We start from the raw sequence: 26,789 nt of genomic DNA, 5'->3' as shown, positions 1-26,789 counted from the left end.
GGCCCCGCCGGGCCTAGGTTCCGGCACGTGCAGGTCTTCCCCGAGCCCCCGTCGGACCCCCGGCCCCGGTCCACGCGCCTGACGGTGGTGGTGCTGGCCGGTGCGCTGTGCGCCGTGGCCGCAGGGGCCGTCCTGTCCGCGCCGCCCGCGCACTCGGCGGTGCTGGCGGACGTCAGCGCTGCGCAGGCACCGGCCCAGAAGGCGGCCATCGCCGCGATCCAGCAGGGCACCGACGCCGAGCGCACTGCGAAGGGCCTGGACGCCCTGCACCGCGACGCGGCGCTGGACGCGGTGGCGCAGAAGTGGTCGGACCGGATGGCCGCCAAGGCCGACGGCGGTGCGGGCAGCTCCGCGCTGGTCCACTCCCCCGCTGAGCCCGCCTACGACTACACCAGGACGATGCCCGGGGGGTGGCGCGGCGCCGCGGAGAACATCGCCTACAACTCCGGCTCGGGCCCGCAGATGCAGCAGATGTGGATGGACTCCGCCGGCCACCGCGCCAACATCGACAACGGCGCCTTCGACACGGTCGGCTACGGCATCTCCTACGACCGCGCCGGCCGCATGTGGGGCACCGTGGTCTTCGGCGACTACTACGCCGGCCCGTGGGCGGGCACCGCCACGCCGTCGTCGTCCCCGTCCTCCTCCCCCTCGTCCTCCCCTGCGGCGACGCCGGCTCCGGCGGTGCCCACGCGGGTGGTCAAGGGCGAGGACCGCTACCGCACCGGCGCCGCTCTGGCCGCGGAGGTGGCCAGCGCGCCGACGACCGCGGTGGTCGTGTCCGGGGAGAAGCTGGTGGACAGCGTGCCGGCGGCGCCGCTGGCCCGGAAGCTCGGCGGCCCCCTGCTGCTCACCACCACCGGTGGGCTGTCACCGGCCGCGGCGGACCTGCTGCGGGCCACGCCGTCCATCCGCTCGGTGGTGGTGGTCGGCGGGGAGGCCAGCGTCTCCCCGGCCGTGGTGGCGGACCTGCAGGCGCTCGGGCTGACCGTGACCCGCGTGGCCGGCGCCGACCGCTACGGCACGGCCCTGGCCGTGGCCGCCCGGCCGGAGCTCGCCGGCAGCTCGGTGGCGTACGTGGCGCGCGGCAGCGGGTCGCTGGCCGACGCCGTGGCGGTGGGCGGCACCGCCGCGGCTCTCGGCGCGCCCGTGCTGCTGGCCCCGCCGCGCGCCGCGGACGTGACCACGGCCCTGGCGGCCGCGACCAGCGGGCGCACCGTGGTGGTGGTCGGCGGGACCACCTCGGTGCCCGCCGACGTGGCCACGGCCCTCGGCGCCGACGAGCGGCTCGCCGGGAACGACCGCTACGGCACCGCCGCCGCCGTGGCCGACCACGCGGTGGCCCGGGGCGTCGCCACGAAGCGCGTGCTGGTGGCCTCCGGTGACGACGCGCGCCTGGCCGACGCGCTGGTCTCCGGCGCCGCCGGCCAGGTGGTGCTGCTGGTCCGCCCCAGCGGCTGGGGCACCGCGACCACCGCCTGGCTCACCGGGCACGGTGTGGGCGAGGCGCTCGTGGTGGGCGGCGCGACCCCCACCCGCTGAGGCCTGCCGCCGGACGCCGTGGCGGCGCACCGCCTGGGCGGCCCGGCAGGTGGCGCTGACCTGCGGCTGAGAGCGCGTCGAGGATCCCCGCGGCAACCGGTCGCGGCCAGCCGCGGGCGCCGCGGTCGGGCACCTCGGAGGATGTGCCCCTTCAGCGTGACCAGCCGACCACGCCCAAGGGGCCGATCCTCCGAGGCGGCGGAACACCACCGCCGAGGGCCGGCATCCGACCCTGGTGAGCGGCTCCTCCAGATCCTCTGAGGTCTCAGGCGCCGCCGAGCAGCAGGTTGCGGCGCAGCTCCTCGAAGCGGTCCGGCTCCGGCTCGGGGCCGTGCTCGACCGGCTGCGCCGTGGTCCACGTGCTGGGGTCGGCGTGCTCGGGCAGCGTCCCGAAGCGCGCCCTCCGGGCCGCGGCGCCGTCGTCGACGTCACGGGGCTGGTCGTCGCTCACGGGCTGATCGTCTCGCCGGTGGACCCGGCGGGCAACGCCCGCGCCCCCACTCGTGAGGTCACAGCAGGCCGAGCTGCCGGCCGGCCAGGACCGCCACGGCGCCAGCGCCCACGGCCACCACCACGACGGCGAGCGCCACGGCCTGCAGCCACCGGCCCCGCGGTGCGCCGGCGGCGGCCACCACGAGCCCCGTCACCGTGGCCGCGGCGCACCACCACAGGTCCTCGTCGGCCGGGCCGGTGCTCTCAGCCACGCCGACCAGCGGCTCCAGGGCCACGGCAGCCCCCGCGAGCGCCGCCGAGGCCGACGCCGGCCAGCCGCGGACCCAGCGGAGGGTCCCGAGCGCGCCGAACAGGGGCCCGGCGAGGAGCGCCAGCACCGCCCAGGCCAGCACGCGACGGGGGTCCTCACCGCGTCCCGCGAGCACCACGAGCGCTCCGTAGAAGCCGGCCAGCAGGCACAGCTGGGTGACCAGCCCGGCCAGCGCTGCCCAGGGCAGCGACGGCGGCCGGACGCGTCGGCCCGCCCACCAGGTGAGCAGGCACCACAGACCGGCGGAGCCGCCGAGCCGGTCCCACGGGGCCGGCAGCGCGTCGTAGGCGGCGAAGCTGACCACCCCCGCCACCAGCCCGGTCACCGCGGCGGTCCGCGCGGTCGCCGCCCGGGACAGCTCGGGGAGGACGACGGCGTCGGCGCTGGGCGTGAGCACCCCGGCGACGCCCCTCACGCCGCACCGGCCGGGCGCTCGTCGTCGTCGTCCACCCAGCCCGACGCCACGATCACGGTGAGCTCCTGGACCGCGGGGACCCGCACGCCCAGCGCCCCCGGGTCCGTGGTGAGCACCTGGTCGGCCTCGAGCAGCTCGCCCGTCCCCTCGTCGACCACGAGCAGCAGCTGCAGCGGCAGGCCGTGCGCGCTGCCGTCGTCGTCCAGCGTGATCGCTCGCCCCGGGCGGCCGAGCCGGTCGGCGAGGGGGCCCCGGTCGGTGGCTCCGGGCAGGCCGGCCACCAGCCGCCAGACCCGTGCGCGGTCGACAGGGTCGAGCGGCTGCTCCGCGAAGAGCGCCGCCACCCCCTCGACGACGTCCACCGGCACCGGGATGCCCGTGCCGTGGTGGCGGTGGACGGCGTCGGCCCAGGCCTGCGGGTCGTCCCACGGGAGGGTCGCGACGTCCACCGGCGGGAACAGGACGAGGCCGTCCTGTCCGAACACCTGCTCGCTGACGCCGTCGCCGCCGCGGTCCGGCGGGCCGAGGGCGGCGTCGAGGGTCTCCTGGCTGCCGGCCCGGGCCACCTGCACGGGACCCCGCACCTGGCGGGAGCGGCCGCTGCCGTCCGGGGCCGTCCAGGTCTCGGACTGGGTGGCTGCCAGCGCTGACGAGGACGTGCCGCCGGCCACCGCGGTGCTGAGGTACCAGCCGTCGGTGCGGACGTACGCGAACCGCGCGTGGTCGGGTGCTGGCAGCGCCGCGGCGGCGGCTGCGATGCGCTCGAGCGCTGGCGCGGCCGGCTGGCCCTGCGGCAGCGCGTACGGCAGCACCGGCGGGACGTCGGCCACGGCGGTGCCGCTGCTGGGCAGGCGCACCAGCACGCCCGCCGCGGTGAGCGCGGCGACGGTCCCACCGGCCAGCACCCACCGCCGCGCGGGCCCGGTCGCCCGCGCGGCCCCGGTCCCGGCGGGCGCAGCGGTGAGCAGCGGCCCCCGCCGCCCGGAGGTGATGTCGCGCAGCAGGGCCTGCGCCGCGGGGTCCGCAGCGGCCCCGCGCAGGGCGGCGGGGGGCACGGGGTTGCTGTGGCGCAGCACCTGCCGGGCCTGGAGGACGCGCGCGTCGGGCGTGCTCATCTCGGGCTCCTCTGCTGGACGGGGTGGCGAGGGGTGGCCAGGGCCCGGGGAGGTCCGGTCCCCGGGCCAGGTGCGCCGGGGGCGGGGTCGCGCAGCTGCGCCTCCAGACGGCGCCGGGCCCGGTGGAGCCGTACCCGGAACGCGGCGCGGGAGCAGCCGAGCACCTCGGCGGCCTCCCCGGCGTCCAGCTCCTCCCAGCCGACGAGGCGCAGCACCTCGCGGTCCGGCGCGCTGAGCCGGGCGAGGGCTTCGGCGAGCCGGTCGTCCGCGGGCGCGCCGACCACGACCGGCGGGTCGCCCTGCGCGTCGGCGAGGCGCTGGTGCAGCCGGTCCAGGCGCTGGCGCCGCCGCAGCTCGTTGGCCAGCACGCGCCGGGCGACCGCGAGCAGCCACCCCCGCGGGTGCTCGGGCGGTGCGGCGAGCCGGCGCCAGGCGACGACGAAGACCTCGGCGGCCACGTCGTGCGCGGTCGCCGCGTCGACCCGGCGCAGGCCGTAGCCGAGCACCGCGCCGTAGTGGTCGGCGAAGAGCTGGCCGAACTCGTCCTCGGTCACACCCGGGGACTGTCCGGCAGGGCCGTGGTCGTTACAGGTCCCTCGCCGGAGCAGGCCGGGTCAGCAGCAGCCGTGCTTCACCCGCGGGTCGACCACCGGGTAGCCGGGGGCCACGGGGACCGCGGTGCCGTCGTCGAAGATCTCCTGGCGGCGTCGGCGCCCGCTCGCCTCGTCGTGCTGCTGCAGCAGCTCGATGACGTTGCCGTCCGGGTCGGCGATGTAGACCTGCTCCACGTAGTCGTCCCGCACGCGGTACCCGCCCACGCGCTCCTGGCCGCGCTCGCGCAGGCGCTGGACGTACGGCGGGATCGAGTCGACCAGGAGCGCGAGGTGGTTGACGAGGCCCGTGCGCAGCTCGTCGGGCTCCCAGTGCGGGGAGTTCTCGGCCAGCCGGCCCTCGCGGTGCTCCTGCACGACGTGGATCTCGGCCAGGCCGAGGCGGAAGTAGGCGCCGCGGAAGACGAAGTCGGTGGGCCGGACCTCCTCCTCGCAGCCCAGCACGTCCACGTAGAAGGAGCGGGTGCGCTCGAGGTCGGCCACCACCAGGCACACGTGGTGCAGGACGACGGCGGGGGCTGCGGCACCGGTGCTCATGAGGGTCCTCTCGTCGGTGAGCGGTCCTGAGGATCGTGCACCGGCGCCTGCGCAGCGGTCGACGCCTGCGCCGGACGAGCGCTCAGGGCGAACCCCTGTGCGTCTTCGGGGCGCTTCCGACGCAGGCCCGCTGCTGGATGCCGCTCGCGCACTTCACTGCCGGCACCACTGACCGCGAAGGAGCGCTCATGTCGTTCACCACCGCACTGCTGGCCGTCGCCGCCAGCGTGGCCGTCCTGCTCGTGCTCATCGTCCGGTGGAAGGTGCATCCGTTCGTGGCGATGGCCGGTGTCGCCGTCGTCCTCGGACTCGCGTGCGGGATCCCCCTGGTCAGCGGCACCACGGGCGGGAAGACCACGGACGGCCTGGTGGCCGTGCTGCTCACGGCGATGGGCAAGAGCGTTCCCCACGTGCTCGTCCTCGTCGGGTTCGGCTGCATCATCGGTGAGATCATCTCCCGGTCCGGGGGCGGCGAGCTGCTCGGCCGCAAGCTCGTGGAGATCACCGGAGGCCGGCGCGCCGTGCTGGCCGTGTGCCTGGCCGGCCTGCTGGTGGGCAGCACGATCTTCTTCGACACCGCCGTCATCCTGCTGGCCCCGGTGGTCATCGCGGTGGCCCGCCAGGTGCACCGCAACGCCGCCGTGCTGGCGGTGCCGATGGCCGTCGCCGTGCTGGCGGTGCACTCCGTCATCCCGCCGCACCCGGGCGCCGTGGCCGTGGCCAGCGCCCTCGGGGCCGACGACGGGCTGCTCATCGCGTTCGGCCTGGCCACGATGCTGCCCGGCGCTGCGCTCGGCTGCTGGTGCGCCTACCGCACCGCCAGCCGCCTGGAGGCGCGCGGGCTGCTCATCAGCCCTGACGACGAGGACGACCCGGAGAGCTCCGGCGCCGCCGCGCCCCGCCCCGGTGGCTCCGGTGGCTCCGGTGGCTCCGGTGCCACCACCGCCCTCCGCCCGGCGCCGTCCCTCACCACGACCGACCGCCCGCCGGCCACGCGGCAGGTGCCGCACCTGCTGGGGCGTCTCGTCGTCGTCCTCGTGCTCCCCGTGGTCCTCATCCTCGTTGCGACCCTCGCCTCCGTGCTGTGGGACTCCTCGGCGCTCGGGGTGCTCCACGTGCTGCAGTTCCTCGGCACCGCCGAGGTGGCGCTCCCGCTGACCACCGTGGTGGCGTGGCTGGTGCTGACCCCCCGCGAGCAGCGCCGCGTCACGGGCATGTCCGAGGTGGGACGGGTGGGCCTGCGCCCGGTCGGCGAGATCGTGCTGTCCACCGGTGGTGGCATCGCCCTCGGCGGCGTCATCGCCGCGGCGGGCGTCGGCCCGGCGCTGGTGCACGGCCTGCAGTCTGCGGGGCTGCCGCTGGTGGCGTTCGGCTTCCTGCTGTCGGTGCTCCTGCGGGCCTCGCTGGGGACGACGACGGCGGCCGTCACCACCGTGGCGACGCTGCTCGCGGGCTCCGTGGACGTCAGCTCGATGGGGGCGGCGCACGTGGCGCTGCTCGCCGTGGGCGTCTGCGCGGGCGGGGTGTGCCTCTCGCACGTCAACGACGCCGGCTTCTGGGTCCTCTCGCGCTACTTCACCATCAGCGAGATGACGATGCTGCGCACCTGGACCGTCGGCGTGACGATCATGGGTGTGGTCTGCATGGCGCTGACCACGGTGCTGTGGTTCACCGTGCCCATGACGGCCTGAGGCCTCAGGGCCGGGCGGCGGCGGCCAGCACGGCCGCCGCCGCCGCGGTGTCCGTGACCAGGTCCGTCACGAGGCCGGCGGCCACCGCGCCCCCGATGACGGCGGCCCGCTCCGGGCCGCGCGCCAGCAGCACCCGGCGGGGCACCCCGCGCAGCTGGTCCAGCCCGATCCCCACGCGCAGCGCGTCCACGCCGGTGGGCACGTGACGGCCGGCGCGGTCCACGAAGAAGCCCAGCAGGTGACCGACGGCCCCGTCCTGCGCCGCCTCGGCCAGGGCCTGGGCGGCCACGGGGGCGTGCGCCCCGGTGCCGTCGAAGCGCTGCAGGGACCCGGCCCCGAAGAGCGCGACGTCAGCGCGGCAGCCCACCTCGAGCGCCTCCTGGACGACGTGGCGGCGGCGCGCCACCGCGGCCCGCTCCGCGGTGCGGTGGACGAAGGGCGTCGGCACGTCGACGTGCCGGGCTCCCAGCAGGTGGGCGGCCTCCGCCCCCACCCCCGCTCCCCCGCCACCGCGGCGCCCGGGCCTGCCCGACCCGAGCAGCTCGACCACCACCGCGGGGCGGGGCAGCAGCGCGGTGAAGCCCAGGACGGGCGCCATCGTGCGGCTCGACGCGATGCCGAACCGGCTCGCCGGCTCCAGCACCCCCGCCAGCACGCGGGCCGCCTCGCGTCCCGCCAGGCGCTGGTCGGCCTGCTGGGAGCGCCCGAGCGACTGCACCACGCGGCACGTGCGCAGCGCGCGGCCGCCACCCCGACGGCGCAGCAGGGCGGTCAGGAGGCGCTCCAGCTCGCGGTCGCGGTCGACGGGCTCGCCGACGGTGATGCGCACCACCCCGCGGCGCCGGCCCTCGTCGAGCAGGCGCGAGACGCTGACCCGGCTGAAGGAGAGCTCGTCGGCGACCTCCTGCTGCGTGCGCCCCTCCAGCCAGTACCGGCGCGCGACGAGCTGCAGCAGGTGCTCCCGCTGCAGCTCGTCGTCGGTGCCCCTCGCCACAGCGGCCTCCGCGGGTCGGTCAGGCGGTGAGGTCGAGCAGCACCTTGCTGGCGCGCGTCCGGTCCCCGGCGAGGTCGAACGCCGCCCTGGCGTCGGCCACGGGGTAGGTCTGCGTGAGCACGGCGTCGACGGGGAGTCCGTCCGCCAGGAGCGCGACGGCGTCGTGGATCTCCGTGGTGAAGCGGAACGCGCCGCGCACGTCCACCTCGTGGGTCACGGTGAGGTTGCCGGGGAAGGGCACGGACCCGGGCGGCAGGAGCCCCAGCTGCACCACCACCCCGCCGCGCACGACGTGCTCGACGCAGGTGGTGAGCGCCGGAGGGGCGCCCGAGGCCTCGATGGCGACGTCGACGTCGAGCGGCCCGTCGCTGGTCAGCGAGGCCGACAGCGCGTCGGCCCTCTCCACCCGGGTCGCCCCGACGGCGAGTGCGACCTGCAGGGCCTCGTCGACCAGGTCGCTGACCACCACCTCGGCCGCGCCGGCGTGCCGGGCCGCCGCGGCCACGAGCGCGCCGATCGGGCCGGCGCCGGTGACCAGCACCCGGCGGCCGTCGAGGTCGCCGGCGCGGTGCAGCGCGTGCAGAGCCACCGCGAGCGGCTCCGCGAGCGCCGCGCGCTGCAGGCCGTGACCGGCGGAGAGCTGCTCGGGCAGGCCCACCACCTGCTCGGCGGGCACCACGAGCACATCGGTGAAGCCCCCCTGCACGTGCGGCAGGTGCGCGGCGCTGCCGAGGTAGCGGGTGCGGGGGCAGGTGTTGGGGCGCCCCGCCCGGCACTGGCGGCACTGCCCGCACGGGGTGGCCGGGTGCACGGTGACCGCGGTGCCGACCGCCGGGGCGTCCACGCCCGCGGTGACGCCGTCGCCGAGCGCCTCGACGGTGCCGGAGACCTCGTGGCCGAGCACGAGGGGCTCCCGGACGAGGAAGTCGCCCACCCCGCCGCGGTGGTAGTAGTGCAGGTCGGAGCCGCAGATGCCGCCGTAGGCGATGCGCACCGCGACCTGGCCGTGGCCGGGGGCGGGGGTGGGCAGCTCCTCGACGCGCAGGTCCCCCGCGGCGCGGGTGGTCACAGCACGCACGTCATGCCTCCGTCCACGTAGACGACCTGGCCGTTGACGAAGTCGGAGGCGGGGCTGGCCAGGAACAGCAGGGCCCCCACGAGGTCCCTCACGTCGCCCCACCGGCCGGCGGGCGTGCGTCCGCGCACCCAGGCGCTGAACTGCTCGTCCGCCACCAGGGCCTGCGTCAGCTCGGTGTCGAAGTAGCCCGGCCCGATGGCGTTGACGCAGATGCCGGAGGGGGCGAGGTCGGCGCACATGCCCTTGGTGAGCATCTTCAGGCCGCCCTTGGTGGCGGCGTACGGCGTGATGCCGGGGCGCGTCACCTCCGACTGCAGCGAGGCGATGTTGATGATCTTGCCCCGGCCGCGCGGCGCCATGCGCCGGGCCACCTCGCGCCCCACGAAGAAGGCGCTGGTGAGGTTGGTGGCCAGCAGCTGGTGCCACTTCTCGTCCGGGAACTCCAGCAGCGGCTGGCGGTGCTGCATCCCCGTGTTGTTGACCAGGACGCCGATCGGGCCGGCCTCCTCCTCCACCCGGGCCACGCCCTCGCGGACGGCACCGGCGTCGGTGCCGTCGAACGGCACGGCCAGCACGCGACCGCCCGCGTCGGCGGCCCGGCGGCCCGCCTCGGAGGTCTCGAGCTGCTCGCGCGCGGCCTCCAGGCGCTGCGGGTCGCGGGCGTTGAGCACCACGGTGCACCCGGCCTCGAGCAGGCCGTGGGCCAGCGCGAGGCCGATGCCCCGGCTGGAGCCGGTGACCAGCGCCGTGGTGCCGGAGATGTCGAACAGGGGGTGGGACGTCATCAGGTGCCTCTCCTCTCAGGAGCCGCTCAGGAGCCGCTCAGTAGCCGCGGTCGGCCGAGACGGTGTTGAGCAGCGGCTCGCCGCGCAGGTGGCGGACGAGGTTGTCGGCGAACAGCGCGACGATCGAGTCGTCCTCGTCGACGGCGAGGGCGGCGGTGTGCGGGCTGATCACCACGTCCGTGCGGTCCCACAGGGGGTGGTCCGCAGGCAGCGGCTCCGGGTCGGTGACGTCCAGGACCGCGCCGCGCAGGGCGCCGGCCTCGAGCGCCGCGAGCAGCGCGCCGGTGTCGACCACGGTGCCGCGGCCCACGTTGACCACCACGGCGTGCGGCGGCAGCAGCGCCAGGCGGCGCGCGTCGAGCCAGCCGCGGGTGCTCCCCGTGCCCGGCAGGCACGAGACCACGGCGTCGGCCCCGGCCAGCTCGGCCTCGACCGCGTCGCCGTCGTCGTCCTGCACCACCCGCGCCACGCCCTCGGGCACGCTTCCGGTCGAGCGGCGGGTGCCCACCACCTCCACCCCGAGCGCGCCGAGCATCCGGGCGAGCTCGCGGCCGATGCCTCCCAGCCCGAGCACCAGCACCCGCTGGCCCGCGAGCGGACGCAGCGGCCAGCGCGGCGCCCAGCGGTGGGAGGCCTGGTGGGCGCGGAGCCGGTCGGCGTCCTTGGCCATGGCCAGCAGCCCGAAGAGGGCGAACTCGGCCAGCGGTCGGGCGTGCACGCCCGCGGCGCTGGTGACGGTGAGCCGCTCGAGGTCCGCAGCGGGCAGACCCGCGCCGACGAGCTGCTCGCCGGCGCCGGCGGCGGTGCCCTGCACCCAGGTGAGCCGGGGGGCGCGGGCGACGGCGTCGGCCAGGCCCGCGGGGCCGTCGCCGGGCACGCCCAGCAGCACGTCGGCCTCGGCGAGCAGCGCCTGCCACTCGCGCTCGGCGTCGTCGCTGCGCCGCCACCCGTCGGGGCCGCGGTGGTCGGCCACCCAGCGCTGCGGCGGCAGCAGGTCGGGGCGGTGGTGCAGGACCACCTCGCGGTCATCGCCGTCGGCGCCCTCCCCCGTCGTCGAGGCCGCGGCCAGCGCGGCCTCGACGACGGGGGTCGGGTCGCAGGACAGCGGCGCCGCGACGAGGACCTGCAGCGGGCGGCTCACTTGCCCCAGATCTTCGCGTAGGCCTCGCGGTACCCGGCCGGGTCCCACGTGGTGGTGGTGCCGACGTTGTCCTTGTCGGTGATGTGGATCGCCGGGACGTACCCGCTGGCCTGCTGGCCGGCGAAGGCGCGGTTGAACTCGTCGACGATCTGCCAGCCCTCCTGGTTCAGCGGCTCGGGCACGGTGGCGGCCTGGTACTGGCCGCTGGCGATGCGCTGGAAGGCCGCCTCGGAGCCGTCACCGGCGCCGACGTTGTACGGGGCGCCGTTGCCCTGCTTGCCGGCGGCGCGCAGCGGGGTGGCGGCGTTGTCGAAGTACAGGTCGTTGATGGCCACCGAGTAGGTCCAGGAGTCCCCGAGGCGGGAGGCCAGGGAGGAGAACTCCTGCGGCGTGCGGGTGCCGGCGTCCGGGATCGGGATGTTCGACTTGTTGAGCACCTTGACGCTGCTGCAGGTGCCGAGCTCCTGCTCGATCATCTGCGCCTTGCCGGCGGCGAAGGGGATGGAGTCGTCGGTGAAGACGACCACGCCGGCCGTGCCGTTGGACTGGGCGATGATGTACTGCGCGCTGATCTTGGCGACGTCCTCCACCTTGGTGGTGACGTTGGTGAACAGGGCCGGGTCGGTGCTGGGCCCGGGGGTGCCCACGGCGTGCCAGCCGATGACGGGGATGTTCGCGGCCTTCGCCTGGTCCATCTGCGCCTGGGTGGACTTCGGGTCGAACCCGCCGACGACGATGCCCGCCGGGTTCAGCGCGAGCGCCTGGCCGAACGCGTTCTGGATGCCGGCCTGGTCCCCCTGGCCGTCGAGGATGCGGACGTCCCAGCCGATCTTGGCGGCCGCCTCCTGGATGCCCTTGGCCACCCCGGCGACGCCGGGGTTGGTCATGGTCTGGGCGACGTAGGCGATGGTCTTGCCCGACTGCGCGGTGGCACCCGTGGTGGGGCCGTCCCAGGGGGCGTCGGTGGCGGTGGCTGCCTTGACCGCGGTCTGGGCGGTGGCGACGACGTCGGGGCAGGAGCCCTGCCCGGTGGCGGTGGCGGCGGCGGACGTCTGGTCGGAGCCCTTCGAGCAGCCGGTGAGCGCCAGGGCGGCCACGCCGCCGACGGCGGCCAGGCGCCAGGCCAGCCGGGTGCGGGACGCCAGGGAGGGGGTGGAGCGGGGGGAGGTGCTGGTGCGCATGTCGTCTCCTTCGATGACGGTGCAGCGGGGTGCGTGCGGGACGGGGTGGTGGGTCAGCTCGCCGGGCTCGACGGACCCGACGGGCCCGACGGGGCGGGGGACGCGGAGCCGGGCGCGGCGCCGCTGGAGCGACCGGCGGCGCCGGCTGCGGCACCGGCCCGCTGGCGGCGGCGGGCGGCGTACCCGGCCAGGCCGACGGCGGCCAGCAGGGTCAGGCCGTTGAACAGGGGCGTGGTCCAGAACGCGGCGCCCAGCTGCTGCAGGCCCGACAGGCCGACGGCGAGCACGGCGACGGCCACGAGGGTGCCGACCGCGTTGGCCCGCCCGGGCTTGATGGTGGTCGAGCCGAGCAGCGCGCCGACGAAGGCGGGCAGCAGGTACGACTGGCCGGCGCTCGGGTCGCCGATCTGCTGCTGGGCGGCCAGCAGCACGCCGGCCAGCGCGGTGACCACGGCCGAGCCGACGAAGGCCAGGACGACGGTGCGGCTGCTGCGGATGCCGACCAGGGCGGCGGCGCGCGGGTTGGCGCCCACCACGTAGAGGTAGCGGCCGATGGGCAGGTGCTCCAGGGCCACCCACAGCAGCACCCCCAGGACGACGACGTACCAGAACGTCACCGGCAGGAAGAGGAAGGAGCTGTTGGTGAGGTCGGTGAACGCGGGCGGCAGGCCCGCCGTGCCCGGCACGATGCGGCCTCCGCCGGTGATCCAGCCGGTGAGGGCGTAGAGCACGCTGCCGGTGCCGAGGGTGGCGATGAAGCTGTCGATCTGCGCGGCCTCCACCAGCAGGCCGTTGACCAGGCCGACGACCACGCCGCCGACCAGGACGAGCAGGAAGACCACCGGCCAGGACAGGCCGGTGTTGACCAGCAGCCACATGGTCACCACGTGCGCCAGGCCGATGCCGTAGCCGATCGACAGGTCGAAGCGGCCGGTGACGATGGGGATCATCGCGCCCAGCGCCAGCAGCGCCGGGATCGACTGGTTGGTGAGGATGGCCCGCAGGTTGGTGGCGGTGGGGAAGGTGTCGGGCAGGACCAGGGCGAACACGGCGAAGAGCAGCACGGTGAGCACCGGCAGGCCCCAGGTGCCGACCAGGGGGGTGCGGTGGCGGGCCGGGCGGGGCCCCGCCTGCGGCGACCGCCCCGGGGCCTGGCCGGCGGGCTGCTGGGGGGGCTGCTGGGGGGACCGGCCCTCGGTGGCGGCGCTCACGACTGCGCTCCGGAGGCCAGGGCGACCAGGGTGGCGACGCTGAGGTCTTCCCGGCCGATCTCACGGACGATCTCGCCGTCCTTGAACACGAGCGCTCGGTGGGACACCTGGGCGACCTCCTCGAAGTCGGTGGAGATGAGCAGGACGGCGAGCCCGCGCTCGAGCGCGACGTCCAGGAGGGTGTAGATCTCGTGCTTGGCCCCGACGTCGACGCCGGCGGTGGGCTCCTCGAGCACGAGGACCGAGGCGTCGGTCGACAGCCAGCGACCGAGGATGATCTTCTGCTGGTTGCCGCCGGACAGGCCTCCGACGGGCAGGTCGGGGTCGTCCGGGCGGACGCCGAAGGTGCGGACCAGCTCGGCGGCGCGCTGGCGCTCGGCGCCCTGGCGCCGCCACGACCACGGCTTGTCACCGGAGAGGGCCGGGTTGGGCAGGAGGTTCTCGGTGAGGGTCAGCGGCATGGCCAGGCCCTCGGCGGCGCGGTCGCTGGTGACCAGCCCCAGGCCCCGGCGGACCGCGGTGGCGACGTCGGTGGGGGTGTACGGCTCGCCGTCCAGCTGGATGGCGCCGGAGTAGAAGGTGGAGTCGCCGAGGACGGTGCGGCCCAGCTCGACGTGCCCGGCACCGGCCAGGCCCACCAGGCCGACCACCTCGCCGCGGCGCACGGACATGCTCACCGGGCCGACGCGCTCGCCGACCACGGCGTCGAGCTCCAGGGCGGTGCCGGAGGACTCCCGCGGCGCCGGGGGCGGCGGCGGGACGGGCTTGCGCCCGACGATCTGGCGGACCACCTCCTCGGGCGAGGTCTGCGCCAGGGGCGTGGTGGCCACCACGCGGCCGTCGCGCATGACCACCACCTCGTCGGCGATGGCGAAGACCTCGTCGAGGCGGTGGGTGACGTAGATGATGCCCAGGCCCTCGTCGCGCAGTCCGCGCACCACCGAGAGCAGCCGGTGGGTCTCGTCCACGGGCAGGCTCGCGGTCGGCTCGTCCAGGACGAGCACCTTCGCGTCGACCACCAGCGCGCGGCCGATGGCCACGAGCGAGCGCTCGGTGCGGGACAGGTCGGCCACCTGGGTGCGGGGGTCGACCTCGGTGCCGATGAGCTCCAGGGCGCGGTCGGCGCGGCGGCGGACGGCGCGCCAGTCGATCGGCGCCCAGGGTCCGCCTCGACCGGCCCGGCCACGGCGCGGGTACCCCGTCCCGAGGGCGACGTTCTCGGCGACGGTGAGGCCGTCCACCAGGCCGAGGTCCTGGTGGATGAAGGAGATGCGGGCCGCGGCGGCGGGGGTGCCCACCGGCTCCCCGACGATCTCGGCGGTGCCCTCGTCGAGGGTGTAGACGCCCGCCAGGGCCTTGATGAGGGTCGACTTGCCGGCGCCGTTCTGCCCCAGGAGGGCCACCACGGAGCCGGCGTGGACGTCGAGGTCGACACCGCCCAGGGCCTGGGTGGCGCCGAAGCGCTTGCTGGCGCCGCGCACCGCCACCAGGGGCGGCGCACCGAGGGTCAGAGCCGCGCTGCCGCCGGGCAGTCGGCCCTCCTGCGGTTCGGCCATGGAGTCCTCCAGCACGTCGCGCCGGTGACCGGCGGCCGGGCTCCATCACCCGGCGTCCACGATGATGGACGCCGTTCAGCAGATTGGCAAGTCATCACGCCGGGGAGCAGTGGGACGCACCCCCTCAGCGGGCGACGACCAGCGGGTTGCCCAGGGACTGGGCGATCACCTCGAGGTCGGCCCGGACCGCCTCGAGGTCGACGGAGTCGGCGCCCCCGAGGCCGGCGGTCACCGTCGTGGCGCTGATGGCGAAGGTGTCGCTGTCCGTGCGGGCGCCCGGCACCGCGATGGCCACGCAGACCACGCCCGGGGTGGTCTCCTCGTCGTCGAGGCCGTACCCCAGCTCGCGCACCCGGTCCAGCTCGGCGCGCAGCTGGGCGTGGTCGGTGATGGACCTCTCGGTGAGCGCCGCGAGCGTGCGCCCGCGCAGCCGCTCGTCGAGGGCCGCCGGGGGCATGGCGGCCATGAGGACCTTGCCCGTGGCCGTGCAGTGCGCCGGGAACCTGTCACCGATGTTGGCCGTGAGCCGGATCGGCTGCGCACCGTCGTACCGCGCGAGGTAGAGGACGTCGAGCCCCTCCAGCACCGCGACGCGCGCGGTCAGGCGCGAGATCAGCGGGGCGCGCTTGCACGCGGCGTAGAACTCGCGCACCTGGTCGACGGTGCTCAGGTACGCGCCGCCGAGCTCCACCAGGCGCCGGCCCAGGGTGTAGCCGGTGTCGCCGCGGACCACGAGCCGCTCCGACTCCAGCGCCAGGCACAGGTTGGCCGTGGAGGACTTGGGCAGGCCCAGCTGCCGCGCGAGCTCGCTGACCGACAGGGGGGCGCCCCCGGCCGCGGCGAGCACGTCGAGCAGTGCTGCGGCCCGCGCGACGGCGGGGACGGGTGATCCCTGGCTGTTGACCTGCTCCGACATCGGGCGACCTCCGGGTGGGCGTGCTCGGCGGACCACCCCACCGCAGCCCGTCCAGCATATTGGACGGCCCCCCGCCCTGTCAGCCGTCCAAGGAGCTGGACATGGACCAGCATGTTGGTACTGTGACAGGACTGTCAGCCCCGACGACGAGGACGCCAGCGTGAGCGACGACGACCCCAGCCCCTCCCCGCGACCGACCCCGGAGCAGCAGCTGCAGCAGTGGCTGCAGAACACCGAGCACACGCGCACGCCGGTCCCCCTGGCCGAGTACGACGCGCTCTTCGACGCCCTCGCCGCCTCCCGCGCCGGGACCGACGACCCGCGCGGCGCCCTGGCCCGCGTCGACGACGCCGCCCGGCTGCGAGCGCTGGCCGCCGCGCAGACCGGGCGGTCCATCAGCCTCGCCTGGCCGCTGGACACCCACGCCGGCCCCGACAACGCCAAGCCGGCCCTGCACCACATGACCGACCTCGGTGACGTCGAGGAGCCGGAGCCCAGCTGCCACAAGGACTTCCTCGGGATCGACTACCACGGCAAGGCCACCACCCACCTCGACGCCGCCTGCCACATCGGCTACCGCGGCCGCCTCTACGGCGGGGTGCCGGCGCGCTCGGCGATGAGCGCCGCCGGCTCGTCGTGGGCCTCCGTCGACGCCCTCGCCCACGGCGTCGTGCTGCGCGGCGTGCTCCTCGACCTGCCCGCCGTCCGCGGCGTCGACTGGCTCGAGCCGGGCACCGCCGTCCACGCCGACGAGGTCGCGCGGGCCACCCGCGCGCTCGGGGTCGAGGTGCAGCCCGGCGACGCCGTCCTCGTCCACACCGGCCACGCGCGCCGGCGGCGCCGCCTCGGCGCCTGGGACTCCGGCGCCGCCAGCGCGGGCCTCCACGTCGACGCCGTCCGCCCGCTCCTGGACGCCGGCGCGGTGCTGCTCGGCTCCGACGGCGACACGGACGTGCGCCCCTCCCCCGTCGCCGAGCTCCACTCCCCCGTGCACGCGCTGTCCCTGACGGCCACCGGCACGCCCCTGCTGGACAACCTCGACCTCGAGGCCCTCGCCGACGCCTGCGCCGAGCTCGGCCGGCGCACCTTCGCCCTGCTCGTGGCCCCGCTCGTCGTGCGCGGCGGCACGGGCTCCCCGGTCAACCCCCTGGCGGTGCTGTGATGACGACGACGACCTCCCCCTCGGCCGCCGCCGCCTCGCGGGCGTGCACCTTCCGGGTGGGGCTGTCCGCTGACCTGCGCCCCCCAGCGGGCTCGGACCTGCCGACCTCCTGGGGCGACATCGGCCTGGACGCCCTGGTGGCCGCCGGCGCGGAGCTGACCTTCCTCGAGCCCGACGACGGCGTGCTCACCGCCGCCCACGTGGACGGGTACGACGCGGTGCTCTTCGCCGCCCCCGGCATCACCGCCGAGACGGTCTCGGGCCCGAACCCCCCGCGGCACCTGGCGCGCTTCGGCGTGGGCCTGGACGCCGTGGACGTCGAGGCCTGCACCCGCGCCGGCGTCGCGGTGACCATCACCCCCGACGGCGCCCGCCGCGCCGTGGCCACCGCCGCGCTGACGCTGGTGCTGTCGGTGCTGCAGAACGTCGCCGCCAAGGACGCCGTCGTGCGCCACGGCGACTGGTCGGACCGGCTCTCCCTCATGGGCCGCGGCCTGACCGGCCTGACCGTCATGACCATCGGCCTGGGCAACGTCGCGGGCGAGCTCTTCGGCCTGCTGGCCCCCTTCGGCACCACCAACCTCGCCTTCGACCCGCACCGGCCGCCGCACACCCTCGGCGACCTCGACGTGACCCTCGTCGACCTCGAGGACGGGCTGCGGCGCGCCGACGTCGTCGTCGTGACGGCGGCGCTGACGCCCGAGACGCACCACCTGCTCGACGCCGCCCGCCTCGCCCTGCTGCCCCGGGGCGCGGTGGTCGTCAACGTCGCCCGCGGGCCCATCGTCGAGACCGACGCGCTCGTGGAGGCGCTCCGCTCCGGTCACCTCGGGGGCGCCGGACTGGACGTCTTCGAGGTGGAGCCGCTGCCGGCCGACCACCCGCTGACGCAGCTGCCCCGCGTGGTGCTCACCCCGCACGCCATCGCGTGGACCACGGAGATGGCCCGCAGCAACGGGGACAGCTGCGTGCGGGCGATCCTCGCCGTCCGCGAGGGCCGCACCCCCGACTTCCTCGCTGACCGGTCGGTCGCCGTGCGGGCCCCGCGGTGACGCCCGCGGACGCGGCCGCACCCGGCGACCTGCGCGGCAGGACCGTCGCCGTCCTCGGGCTCGGCCTCATGGGCCGGCCGATGTCGCGGCGCCTGGCCGAGGCCGGCGTGCGCGTGCGCGCCTGGAACCGCTCCCCCGCGCAGCCGCTCGACGTCGAGGGCTGGTCGCTGCACGCCACCGCCGAGGAGGCGTGCGACGCCTCCGCCGGCGTCGACACCGTGATCACGGTGCTGCCGGGCCTGGCGCCGGTGGTGCAGGTGGTCGAGCCGCTGCTGCGCCCGGGCCTGACCGTCGTCGTCATGGGGACCACGTCGCCGACCGACCTGCGCGCCTGGGCGGCGCGCGTCGCCGAGCGCGGCGCCGCCGTCGTCGACGCCCCCGTCAGCGGCGGTGACGTCGGTGCGGCCACCGGCCGGCTCTCGGTCATGGTGGGGGGCGACGACGACGCCGTGGCCCGGCTCCTCCCGCTGCTCGGGGTGCTCGGGTCGGTCGTGCGCCACCTCGGGCCGGTCGGGTCCGGGCAGGTGGCGAAGGCCTGCAACCAGGCCGTCGTCGCCACCACCCTCGCCGTGCTCGGGGAGGCGGTGGTGCTCGCCGAGCGGTCCGGGCTCGACGTGGAGGCCCTGCTCGACGTGCTGGGCAGCGGCCTGGCCGGCAGCCGGGCGCTGGAGGTCAAGCGCGAGAAGCTGCTCAGCCGGGACTTCACCCCGGGCGGCCTGTCCGCGAACCAGCACCACGACCTCGGCTTCGCCCTCGCGCAGGCCCGGGCAGCGGGGGTCGCCACGCCCGTGACGGCCCTGGTGGACCAGCTGTTCGGCGCGATGCGCTGGACCGGGCGCGGCGAGGAGGACCACAGCGGCGTCGTCCAGGTCCTGGAGGACCTCGCGGGAGGCCGCCGATGAGGCCCGTCTTCCTCGTGGGCCTCATGGGGTGCGGCAAGACCACCGTCGCCCCGGTCGGCACGGCGACCCGCGCGGGGTGAGGATGGCGGTCGTGGACGACGTCGAGGCGCTCGACACCGACCTCGACACGGACCTCGACGCCGACCCCCCGGCCCGGCCCGGCCCGCCCGAGCGTCCCGACCGTCCGGCGGCCCGGCGCCGGCGGCGCCGCCTCCTCGCGGCCGGCGTCGCCGTCGTCGCCCTGGTGACCGCGGGACTGGTGCGCCAGGCCGTGGCGCGGGACGCGCAGGGGCCGCCGCTGGACGGCTCGGCCTCGGCGCTGGAGCTGTTCCCCGCGCTGCGCGAGGCCGGGGAGGACGGCGCGGGTGGTGCCTTCCCCACGCAGCAGGCCGCGGCGGGCCTGGGAGTGCTGCCGGGCACGGCGCACCTCGTCACCGCCACCCCGGGCCTGCTCTTCTGGGTGGCGCAGGGCGCCGACGGCGGGGTCTGCCTGGTGGTGCGGGCCGCCGGGTCCGTCGGGGCCGCGGAGGAGCCCCCGCGGCTGGGTGGGCGGTGCACCCCGGCCGCGCAGGCCGCCTCCCGCGGGATCTCGCTGGCGGAGGGCCAGGGGGTGGGCGCCACCCTCGTGCCGGAGGGCTTCGACACGCGCCCGCTGGTGGAGCAGGGGTACGCGCAGCTGGCCGACGGCCTGTGGCTGGACGAGCGGACCGCGCGGCAGGTCACCTCCGACGCGGTGGACGCCGTGGCGGCCCGGCCGGTGGTGCCCGCGCAGGCGCAGGCCGGTGGCGGGCGGCTGCCGGTGTTCCTCACGCGGGACGCCGCCACCTACGCGGTGGTGGTGGCCTGCGTGGGCTCCCCCGACGCCGGGCCGGGCGTGGGCGCGGCCGCCGGTGGCGGGCTGGCCGCCGACCCGACGGTGGGCCTGGCCGTGGACGGCGACGAGCAGCGCCTCGACTGCTCCACCACGCCGGCGTTCCGGCGGTTCACCGGTGACGGCGGCCCCGTGCGGGTGGACGTCTCCGCCCCCGCCCGGGTGCGGTGGGCGGCGCGGGTGGTGGAGTGCGAGGGCTCGCTGCAGGGCCCGGTGTGCGACCGCTCGGGCATCTGAGCCGGTGGTGGCCCGGCGGTGGCCCGATAATGGCCCGGTGCACGTGAGCGAGCTGCAGCAGGCGCTGCGCGACTTCTCCGCCGAGCGCGAGTGGCAGCGGTTCAACACCCCGCGCAACCTCGCCCTGGCCCTCGTCGGCGAAGTGGGGGAGGTGGCCGAGCTGCTGCAGTGGCTGACCGAGGAGGAGGCCGCCGCCGTCGCGACCGCTGCCGACGGGGAGGCCGCCCGGCTGCGCGAGCGCGCCGGGGAGGAGGTCTCCGACGTCCTGGCCTACCTGCTGCTGCTGGCGGACTCCCTCGGCGTGGACGTGGAGCGCGCCTTCACGGCCAAGCTCGCCGCCAACGCCGAGAAGTACCCCGTGCACCTCGCCCGCGGCAGCGCCGCCAAGCACACGGAGCTGTGAGACGGAGCTGTGAGCCGGCGGCGCCGGGGCCGCGTCAGTCCTTGACGAGGTCCAGGGCCAGTCCGCCGGACAGGAACGGCACCCGCTCCAGGCGCCGCTCGAGGCGCTCGGCCCAGGCCGGCACCTGCTGGACGGTGCTGGGGAAGATGTAGAGCCGGTCCTTGCCCACCAGGCGCCACCCGGCGGCCTGGGCGCGGCGCAGGAAGTCTCCGGCGTCGAAGGTCCGCTCCCCCGCGGTGACGGTGTGCCACAGGAACACGTAGGGGTGCAACCGGTTCGGCTCCATGGCCCGCCACCGCGCGCCGGGAGCGGCGACGCGGGAGGCCTCGGCGATGACGGCGTCGAGGTCCTCCACGTGGTGGAGCGCGTCGACGCTGATGATGAGGTCCACCGATGAGTCGGCGACCCCCGCCGGGAGCACCTCGCCGGTGCCGACCTCGAAGACCACGTTGTCCAGCCCCAGGTCCCGGGAGCGGCCGTTGGCGAAGTCGACGTAGTTGGGCAGCGGCTCCACCCCGGTGAAGCGCCGCTCGGGGTGGGTGCCGGCCAGGCGGCGCAGCAGCGTGCCGGTGCCGGAGCCGACCTCGAGCACGCGGCCGGGCACGCGGCGCAGCACCTCCTCGAAGTACTGCACGCGGCGCCGGGTCATGTGGCCCTCGGCGCGCAGCGTCTCGTAGACCTCGGGCTGCTCGTCGTAGCTGGCGTTGTACCGCCGCGGCTCGCCGGGCGCGGCGCCGGGCCGGGCCGACGGGGACGGTGCCGGGTGCTGAGCCGGCTGCTGAGCGGCCGGGTGGTCGCTGGAGGGCATCGCAGAAGAGTACGGCTCCGTCACGGCGCCGCGCCCGAGGGCTCCGCGGCCGCGGTGGCACCGGCCCCGGTGGTCTCCCACAGCTCCACCCGCAGCCACCGGTGGTCGGTGCGGGAGACCATCCGGCGCCCCTGCGCGACGGCGCGCGCGTTGCCGGTGGTGCGGCCCAGGTCTCCGGTGGCGGTGGCCACCGACCCGACCAGCCACACCCGCCGGTGCGGGGCCAGCGCGGTGACCTTGTCCCCGACGCGACGCACCTCCAGCCCGCCCAGGGTGTCGCTGGCCTCGGGCGAGGCCACGAGCAGCGGGTCGGACAGGCGGGCGCTGCCGGCCAGCCCGGGCGGGTAGTAGGCCTCCAGCATGGGCCGGACCACGTTGCCGACGTAGACCACCGCGTCGCCGGGCTCGGCCTGCGCCGCGATCTGCCGGGCGGCGCCGGCCGGGTCGTCGAAGCCCGCGCCGGCCTGGCGGAAGTGCACCCCCGCCGGCACCAGGCAGGCCAGGAGGACGACGACGGCGCCCGCCGCGCCCCAGCCCGCCCAGCGGCGCCCGCCGGCCAGCCGCCGGGCGCCGGCGGGCATGGCGGTCAGCGCGACGGCCGCCAGCACGGCGACGGCGGGCAGGGCCGCGCTGGCGTAGCGCTGGTTGAAGTAGCCGCCGACGAGCCCCAGAGCGCTGACCGCCAGCAGGGGCGTCGGCGCCCACAGCACCAGCACCAGCGCGTGCTCCTGCTGCCCGTCCGCTCGGTGGCGCAGCAGCAGCACCGCCCCCACCACCGCGAGCGCCAGCACCGGCCAGCCCAGCTGGGGGACGTCGCTGGCGAGGCGCCAGAAGGTGGAGTACTCCGGCAGCGTGGCGGGCGCCGGCGGGCGCTCGACGGCCTGCAGCGACCCCGCGGCCACCAGGCCCGCCCCCACGGCGGCGGCGGGCAGCGCGCTCGCCACCAGCGCCCAGCGGCGCGCCCGCCCCGGACGGCACCAGACCGCGAAGAACACCGCCCCCACCGAGGGCAGCGTCACCAGCGGGTGCAGGAGGACGGCGAGCAGCGCGGTGACCGCGAGCACCGGCCACAGCCAGGCGCGCGGGCGGTGGGTGGAGCGCAGCAGCAGGAGCACCACCACCACCACGCACGTCAGGGCCAGCGGGTACGGGCGGGCCTCCTGGCCGTGCAGGTACAGGGCCGGTGCCAGCGCCGTGACCGTCCCGGCCACAAGGGCGCCCCAGGGGCCCGCGAAGCGCCGCCCCAGCACCGCCACCAGCGCCACGAGGACCACGGTGGCCACCGCGCCCGGCAGCCGGATCCACCACGAGGCCTCGCTGACCGCGAGCCACGGGTGCATGAGCAGGTAGTAGCCGACCAGGCCGGCGTCCCGCTCGGCCAGCAGGCCCAGCATGTCGCCGACCCCGCGCCCGGCGGTGCTCAGCGTGTAGACCTCGTCGCGCCACAGCGGCTTGGCGTCGTACCGGTAGGCGGTCAGCGCGGCGGCCAGCAGCGCGGGCAGCAGCACCGGCAGCCAGCCGGCGCGGGCGCGCCAGCGGGCTCGCCGGGCGGCCGCCCGCTGCACCGGCGCGTCGGGGAGGAGGGCGGTCACGGCCCGATCCTCCCAGCCGGACCGGCCCGGGTGCGCCGCCGCAGAGCGCGCCTAGGCTGCTGTGCTCGTGACGCTGCCGGTGGAGCCCGAGGTGGTCGTCCTCGGCCTGCTGCTGGTGGTGGGCCTGTCGGCGGTGCTGTCCGCGCGGCTGCGCGTGGCCGCGCCGCTGCTGCTCGTGGCGCTCGGCGCGGCCCTGGCGGCGCTGCCGGGGGTGCCGTCGGTGGAGGTGGCGCCGGAGCTGGTGCTCTCCGGCATCCTCCCGCCGCTGCTCTACGCGGCGGCGGTGCAGCTGCCCGCCATGGGCTTCCGGCGCGACGCGTCCGCGATCTCCGGGCTGTCCGTGGTGCTCGTGCTGGTCAGCGCCGTGTCGGTGGGCGCGCTGCTGAGCTGGCTGCTCGGGGTGGGCTTCTGGTGGGGCGTGGCGCTGGGCGCCGTGGTCTCCCCCACCGACGCCGTGGCCACCTCCATCGTCAAGGGGCTCGGCGCCTCTCCCCGGGCGGTGGCGCTGCTGGAGGGCGAGGGGCTGCTCAACGACGCGACGGCCCTGGTGCTGCTGCGCACCGCCGTCGCCGTCGCCGCGGCCGGAGCCGCCGCGGGCTCGGGGGCGCCCGGCCCGTCCGTCGGCTCCGCCGTCGGCGACTTCGCGTGGGCGGTGGCCCTCGCCGTCGTCGTCGGCCTGGTGGTGGGCCACCTCGACCTGGCGGTGCGCCGCCGCGTGGACGACCCCGCCGCCGGCACCCTGCTGTCGTTCGCGGTGCCGTTCGCCGCCTCCCTGCCGGTGGAGCACCTGGGCGGCTCGGGGCTCGTGGCGGCCGTGGTGGCGGGACTGGTCACCAACCACCACGCCCCGCGCGTGCTGCCACCGCAGGCGCGGCTGTCGGACGCCCAGACGTGGCGCTCCGCGTCGCTGCTGCTGGAGGGCGGGGTGTTCCTGCTCATGGGGCTGGAGCTGCCCGCGGTGCTCGCGGCGGTGGCCGCCGACCCCGAGGTGGGCGGTGGCGTGGGCCGGGTCGGCCTGGGCCCGGCGGCCCTGGTGGCGGCAGCCGCGCTCGCGGCCGTGCTGGCGGTGCGCGCCCTGTTCGTGGCGGGTCTGCTGGGGCTGTCGCACCGGCGCCGCGACCACCGGCAGCGGGCGCGCGAGCGCTTCAGCGCCGTGGCCCAGCGCTTCGAGGAGCGCACGCCGGCCCAGGTGGCAGCCGCCATCACCGCGCGCCGCGCGCTGGACGGACCGGCGGGACGGGTGCGGGGCGGCCTGCGGCGCGGAGGGCTGCGCGGGGCGTGGCGCGCCGCGCAGCGGCGGCCGGTCACCGAGGAGGCCGTGGCGAGGATCAGCACCCGCCTGCGGCGGGTGCGCGCCGACCTCGACTACCTCCTCGACGAGCCGCTGGGCTGGCGCGAGGGCGTGGTGGTGGTCTGGGCGGGCATGCGCGGCGCGGTGACCGTGGCCGCGGCGCAGACCCTCCCCGAGGACGCCCCGCAGCGCGAGCTGCTCGTGCTGGTGGCCTACCTCGTGGCCGCAGGGTCGCTGCTGCTGCAGGGCCTGACCCTGCGCCGGGTGGTGCTGGCGGTCGGGTCCACCCGCGAGCGGGGTGAGGTGGAGGTGGCGGAGCAGCGCGCGGCGCTGCTCCAGCTGGTGGTGGACGCGGGCAGGGCCGCGCAGGTCCCCGAGGAGGCCTCCCGCCGGCAGGTCCGGCTGGCGCAGCTGCACGCCCAGCGCGACGCGCTGCTCGACGCCCGCGACGAGGGCTCCTTCGACGCCGAGGCGCTCTCGCACGCCCTGGACGTGGTGGACGCCGACGAGATCAGCCTCACCCTGCGCGGCGGTCCCGCGGGCTGAGGACGGCTGGTCGACGGGCCGGCCGGCGTCCCTGTCCACAGTTCACGTGGAGGTAACCCGCGCGACCCGCGGATGCCGCTAGGTTCGCGCCATCCTCAGCGAGATCGATCCCTTCGTCGGGACCGCAGCGACCCGGTTGCCGGCGCCGCGCGGTCTCGCTGCTGCGTGGTGGTGGCCCAAGCCGCAGGTGGGCAACACCCACCCCGGCGCCACGAGCCCGCTGGGCATGGTCAGCGCCTGCGCCTACTCGGGGGCGTACCCCACCGGGTACGGCCAGTACGACAAGTCGCTCGAGGGGCTCCCGCAGGAGGTCTTCGACACGCTCCAGGCGTCCGGCTTCACGCACTTCCAGCAGTCCGGCACCGGCGCCATCCGCAAGTACTACAACTACCTGCGCGTCACGCCGATGGTCGCGCCCCTGGACGACCTCGGGCAGAGCTGGGACCTGTCCGAGGAGGTCGCCGAGGCCGGCTACTACGCCGCCACGCTCGACTCGGGCATCCGCTGCGAGCTGACGGTGGGCCCCAAGACGGCCGTGCACCGGTACACGTTCCCCGCGCACCGCTCGGCGCGCGTCGTCGTCGACGCCTCCTGCGGCGGCCTGGCCATCGAGCACGGGCGGACCGTGCCGCTGCGGGCGCAGGTGGAGAACCTCGGGCAGGGCCGCGCGCAGGGCACCCTCGTGGTGGAGGGCGTGCCGCTGTCCTTCGCGCTGGAGGTGGACACCGACGTTCCGGGGCCGTCGGGCCCGCCGCGCCACTCGGCGCCGTGGCGGCCGATGCTCTGGCACGACCGGCGCCTCATCGAGGGCGGCACCCGGCTGGACTTCGACAGGATCCGCCAGACCACGCTGCGCCCGTTCGGCCTGCTCTTCATGGGTCCGGCCCGCGCCGGCCAGACCGTGGAGGTGCGGATCGGCTTCTCGCTGCGCGGGGTCGAGCAGGCGCGGGCCAACCTCGAGGCCGAGCGGGCCTCGCGGCTGCCGGGGGCGCCCGGGGAGCCGGTGTTCGACGCCGTCCGCGACCGCACGCGCGCCCGCTGGGCCGACCACGTGGGCCGGGTGGCGGTGGAGGGCGGCACCCCCGCGCGCCGCACCGTCCTGGCGACGGCGACCTACCACTCGCTCATCAAGCCGTGCATCGCGGATGACGAGAGCCCGTTCTGGCCCTCGGACGGCCCGTTCGCGTTCGACATCTCCACGATGTGGGACATCTACAAGACCCAGGTCCCGCTCCTCGCGGCGATCGCGCCCGGGCGCGCGGCGGACCTGCTGGAGTCGCTCATCAGGGTCAGCGAGGAGGAGGGCAACTTCCCCATCGGCTACCGGATGGCGCGCGGTGCGGACCGGTTCTTCCGGCAGGCCAGCGCGCTGGCGCACACGGCCCTGGCGGACGCGCACGCGGTGGACCTGGCCCCGATCGACTGGTCGTGGGCGCTGGTGCACATGGACGACGACCTGCGCCGCGGCTACGGCGAGATGTTCATCGACAACGGCGTCGTCCACCCGATCTCCCACACCCTCGACCTGGCCTTCGCCCACCACTGCACCGCGCAGGTGGCGCGGGCCGTGGGAGACCACCGGCTCGCGGAGGACCTGGCGGAGCGCTCGCTGCGCTGGGTGAACGCCTTCGACACCACCACCGGGCTCCTGCGCGACTCGGAGTTCTACGAGGGCGGCAAGTGGAACTACTCGTTCCGGCTGCTGCACGACATGGCGGGCCGGATCGCGCTGGCCGGCGGGGACGCGGCGTTCACGCAGATGCTGGACGGCTTCTTCGGGTTCGGGGCGCCGCCGGTGCGCCAGCCCGGGCTGCGCCCGAACGCCGCCGAGATGGCCGCCGGGTATGCCCTCAACCGGTTCGAGGGCCTCAACAACGAGCCCGACATGGAGGCCCCGTGGGCCTACCACTGGGCCGGCCGGCCCGACCGCACCGCGCAGGTGGTGCACGCGGCGCTCACCCACCAGTTCGGCACCGGCCGCGGCGGGCTGCCGGGCAACGACGACTCCGGCGGCCTGTCCTCCTGGTACGTGTGGGCCTCGCTGGGGCTGTTCCCCGTGGCCGGGCTCGACACGTTCCTGCTCTCGGCGCCGGCCTTCGAGCGCTCCGTGCTCGCCGTGCCCGACGGCGAGCTGGTGGTCGAGGCGGTCGGGCACCGCGAGCAGCCGATCAGCTCCGACGACGGCTTCGACGGCTCCCCGGCGCAGACCCGGCCGCAGCACCTGCTCTCGGCGACGCTCGACGGCGAGCCGCTCCCCGGACCGCACCTGTCGATGGCGCGGGTGCACCGCGGCGGCCGGCTGGTGCTCCACCTCGGTGAGGAACCGAACGGCTACGGGCGCGCGGTGCGGCCGCCCTCGCCGGCCGCGCGCCACCGCTGACCCTCGCGC

Annotated in this window: 24 protein-coding genes; 9 read left to right on the top strand and 15 right to left on the bottom strand. The window is 76.5% G+C overall.

Features of this window, described 5'->3' with window-relative positions:
• The first annotated feature begins 27 nt into the window (after positions 1–27).
• Positions 28–1,542: a cell wall-binding repeat-containing protein gene (locus H7K62_RS03710; RefSeq protein WP_186716606.1), complete on the top strand. Its 1,515-nt coding sequence runs from the start codon at positions 28–30 to the stop codon at positions 1,540–1,542.
• A 265-nt stretch (positions 1,543–1,807) separates the two neighbouring features.
• Here H7K62_RS03710 and H7K62_RS03705 read toward each other — a convergent pair whose 3' ends face one another.
• Genes H7K62_RS03705 through H7K62_RS03685 form a run of 5 tightly spaced genes read right to left on the bottom strand, consistent with a single transcriptional unit; the run spans position 1,808 to position 4,983 of the window.
• Entirely contained in the window at positions 1,808–1,993 is a 186-nt protein-coding gene (locus H7K62_RS03705) for a hypothetical protein (protein WP_186716605.1), read from the bottom strand.
• Between the two features lie 58 nt (positions 1,994–2,051).
• A complete protein-coding gene (locus H7K62_RS03700; RefSeq protein ID WP_186716604.1) occupies positions 2,052–2,720 on the bottom strand; it encodes a DUF6518 family protein in 669 nt (222 codons plus the stop codon).
• Entirely contained in the window at positions 2,717–3,835 is a 1,119-nt protein-coding gene (locus tag H7K62_RS03695; protein ID WP_186716603.1) for a hypothetical protein, read from the bottom strand. Before H7K62_RS03695 ends, H7K62_RS03700 begins: the two co-directional genes overlap by 4 nt.
• Positions 3,832–4,389, bottom strand: a complete 558-nt coding sequence (locus H7K62_RS03690; RefSeq protein ID WP_186716602.1) for an RNA polymerase sigma factor — start codon at positions 4,387–4,389, stop codon at positions 3,832–3,834. Before H7K62_RS03690 ends, H7K62_RS03695 begins: the two co-directional genes overlap by 4 nt.
• A 60-nt stretch (positions 4,390–4,449) precedes the next feature.
• Positions 4,450–4,983, bottom strand: coding sequence for a VOC family protein (locus H7K62_RS03685; protein ID WP_186716601.1), 534 nt, complete (start codon positions 4,981–4,983; stop codon positions 4,450–4,452).
• Positions 4,984–5,171: 188 nt separating this feature from the next.
• Between H7K62_RS03685 and H7K62_RS03680 the strand changes: the two genes are divergently transcribed.
• On the top strand, positions 5,172–6,674 hold the full coding sequence (locus H7K62_RS03680; RefSeq protein ID WP_186716600.1) for a GntP family permease: 1,503 nt from the start codon (positions 5,172–5,174) through the stop codon (positions 6,672–6,674).
• Between the two features lie 4 nt (positions 6,675–6,678).
• Here the strand turns inward: H7K62_RS03680 and H7K62_RS03675 are convergent, their stop codons facing one another.
• From H7K62_RS03675 to H7K62_RS03640, 8 genes are all read right to left on the bottom strand, one after another.
• A complete protein-coding gene (locus H7K62_RS03675) occupies positions 6,679–7,668 on the bottom strand; it encodes a sugar-binding domain-containing protein (RefSeq protein WP_186716599.1) in 990 nt (329 codons plus the stop codon).
• A gap of 19 nt (positions 7,669–7,687) precedes the next feature.
• A complete protein-coding gene (locus tag H7K62_RS03670; protein ID WP_186716598.1) occupies positions 7,688–8,746 on the bottom strand; it encodes an L-idonate 5-dehydrogenase in 1,059 nt (352 codons plus the stop codon).
• Positions 8,734–9,531, bottom strand: coding sequence for an SDR family oxidoreductase (locus H7K62_RS03665; RefSeq protein WP_186716597.1), 798 nt, complete (start codon positions 9,529–9,531; stop codon positions 8,734–8,736). The genes H7K62_RS03670 and H7K62_RS03665 overlap by 13 nt, the downstream gene beginning before the upstream one ends.
• A gap of 37 nt (positions 9,532–9,568) precedes the next feature.
• Positions 9,569–10,201 (bottom strand): NAD(P)-dependent oxidoreductase, encoded by a 633-nt coding sequence (locus tag H7K62_RS21945; protein ID WP_255479573.1) that lies wholly within the window; start codon positions 10,199–10,201, stop codon positions 9,569–9,571.
• A 467-nt stretch (positions 10,202–10,668) separates the two neighbouring features.
• On the bottom strand, positions 10,669–11,853 hold the full coding sequence (locus H7K62_RS03655; RefSeq protein ID WP_186716595.1) for a substrate-binding domain-containing protein: 1,185 nt from the start codon (positions 11,851–11,853) through the stop codon (positions 10,669–10,671).
• Positions 11,854–11,906: 53 nt separating this feature from the next.
• Positions 11,907–13,064 (bottom strand): ABC transporter permease, encoded by a 1,158-nt coding sequence (locus H7K62_RS03650; RefSeq protein WP_186716594.1) that lies wholly within the window; start codon positions 13,062–13,064, stop codon positions 11,907–11,909.
• Positions 13,061–14,620, bottom strand: coding sequence for a sugar ABC transporter ATP-binding protein (locus H7K62_RS03645; RefSeq protein WP_186716593.1), 1,560 nt, complete (start codon positions 14,618–14,620; stop codon positions 13,061–13,063). The genes H7K62_RS03650 and H7K62_RS03645 overlap by 4 nt, the downstream gene beginning before the upstream one ends.
• A gap of 124 nt (positions 14,621–14,744) precedes the next feature.
• Positions 14,745–15,536, bottom strand: coding sequence for an IclR family transcriptional regulator (locus tag H7K62_RS03640; RefSeq protein ID WP_186716592.1), 792 nt, complete (start codon positions 15,534–15,536; stop codon positions 14,745–14,747).
• Positions 15,537–15,696: 160 nt separating this feature from the next.
• Here H7K62_RS03640 and H7K62_RS03635 point away from each other — a divergent pair, with 160 nt between their 5' ends.
• The 5 genes from H7K62_RS03635 (at position 15,697) to H7K62_RS03615 (ending at position 20,163) form a co-directional block, all read left to right on the top strand.
• Positions 15,697–16,698, top strand: a complete 1,002-nt coding sequence (locus H7K62_RS03635; RefSeq protein ID WP_222437055.1) for a cyclase family protein — start codon at positions 15,697–15,699, stop codon at positions 16,696–16,698.
• Complete coding sequence (locus H7K62_RS03630; protein ID WP_186716591.1) at positions 16,698–17,750, top strand: NAD(P)-dependent oxidoreductase; 1,053 nt, start codon at positions 16,698–16,700, stop codon at positions 17,748–17,750. The genes H7K62_RS03635 and H7K62_RS03630 overlap by 1 nt, the downstream gene beginning before the upstream one ends.
• On the top strand, positions 17,747–18,652 hold the full coding sequence (locus H7K62_RS03625; RefSeq protein WP_222437054.1) for an NAD(P)-dependent oxidoreductase: 906 nt from the start codon (positions 17,747–17,749) through the stop codon (positions 18,650–18,652). Before H7K62_RS03630 ends, H7K62_RS03625 begins: the two co-directional genes overlap by 4 nt.
• A gap of 91 nt (positions 18,653–18,743) precedes the next feature.
• Positions 18,744–19,760 (top strand): hypothetical protein, encoded by a 1,017-nt coding sequence (locus H7K62_RS03620; RefSeq protein WP_186716590.1) that lies wholly within the window; start codon positions 18,744–18,746, stop codon positions 19,758–19,760.
• Positions 19,761–19,797: 37 nt separating this feature from the next.
• Positions 19,798–20,163 (top strand): nucleotide pyrophosphohydrolase, encoded by a 366-nt coding sequence (locus H7K62_RS03615; RefSeq protein WP_186716589.1) that lies wholly within the window; start codon positions 19,798–19,800, stop codon positions 20,161–20,163.
• Positions 20,164–20,197: 34 nt separating this feature from the next.
• Here the strand turns inward: H7K62_RS03615 and H7K62_RS03610 are convergent, their stop codons facing one another.
• Both H7K62_RS03610 and H7K62_RS03605 read right to left on the bottom strand, forming a co-directional pair.
• Positions 20,198–20,971 (bottom strand): class I SAM-dependent methyltransferase, encoded by a 774-nt coding sequence (locus H7K62_RS03610; RefSeq protein WP_186716588.1) that lies wholly within the window; start codon positions 20,969–20,971, stop codon positions 20,198–20,200.
• 20 nt (positions 20,972–20,991) lie between these two features.
• On the bottom strand, positions 20,992–22,563 hold the full coding sequence (locus H7K62_RS03605) for a glycosyltransferase family 39 protein (protein WP_186716587.1): 1,572 nt from the start codon (positions 22,561–22,563) through the stop codon (positions 20,992–20,994).
• Positions 22,564–22,630: 67 nt separating this feature from the next.
• Here H7K62_RS03605 and H7K62_RS03600 point away from each other — a divergent pair, with 67 nt between their 5' ends.
• Positions 22,631–24,400 (top strand): cation:proton antiporter domain-containing protein, encoded by a 1,770-nt coding sequence (locus tag H7K62_RS03600; RefSeq protein WP_222437053.1) that lies wholly within the window; start codon positions 22,631–22,633, stop codon positions 24,398–24,400.
• Positions 24,401–24,491: 91 nt separating this feature from the next.
• A complete protein-coding gene (locus H7K62_RS03595; RefSeq protein ID WP_186717018.1) occupies positions 24,492–26,780 on the top strand; it encodes a glycoside hydrolase domain-containing protein in 2,289 nt (762 codons plus the stop codon).
• Positions 26,781–26,789 lie beyond the last annotated feature (9 nt).

Source organism: Quadrisphaera sp. RL12-1S (assembly GCF_014270065.1).
GTDB lineage: Bacteria > Actinomycetota > Actinomycetes > Actinomycetales > Quadrisphaeraceae > Quadrisphaera.
The sequence above is the reverse complement of the archived record's forward strand: the minus strand, read 5'-3'. Positions and strand labels throughout refer to the sequence as shown.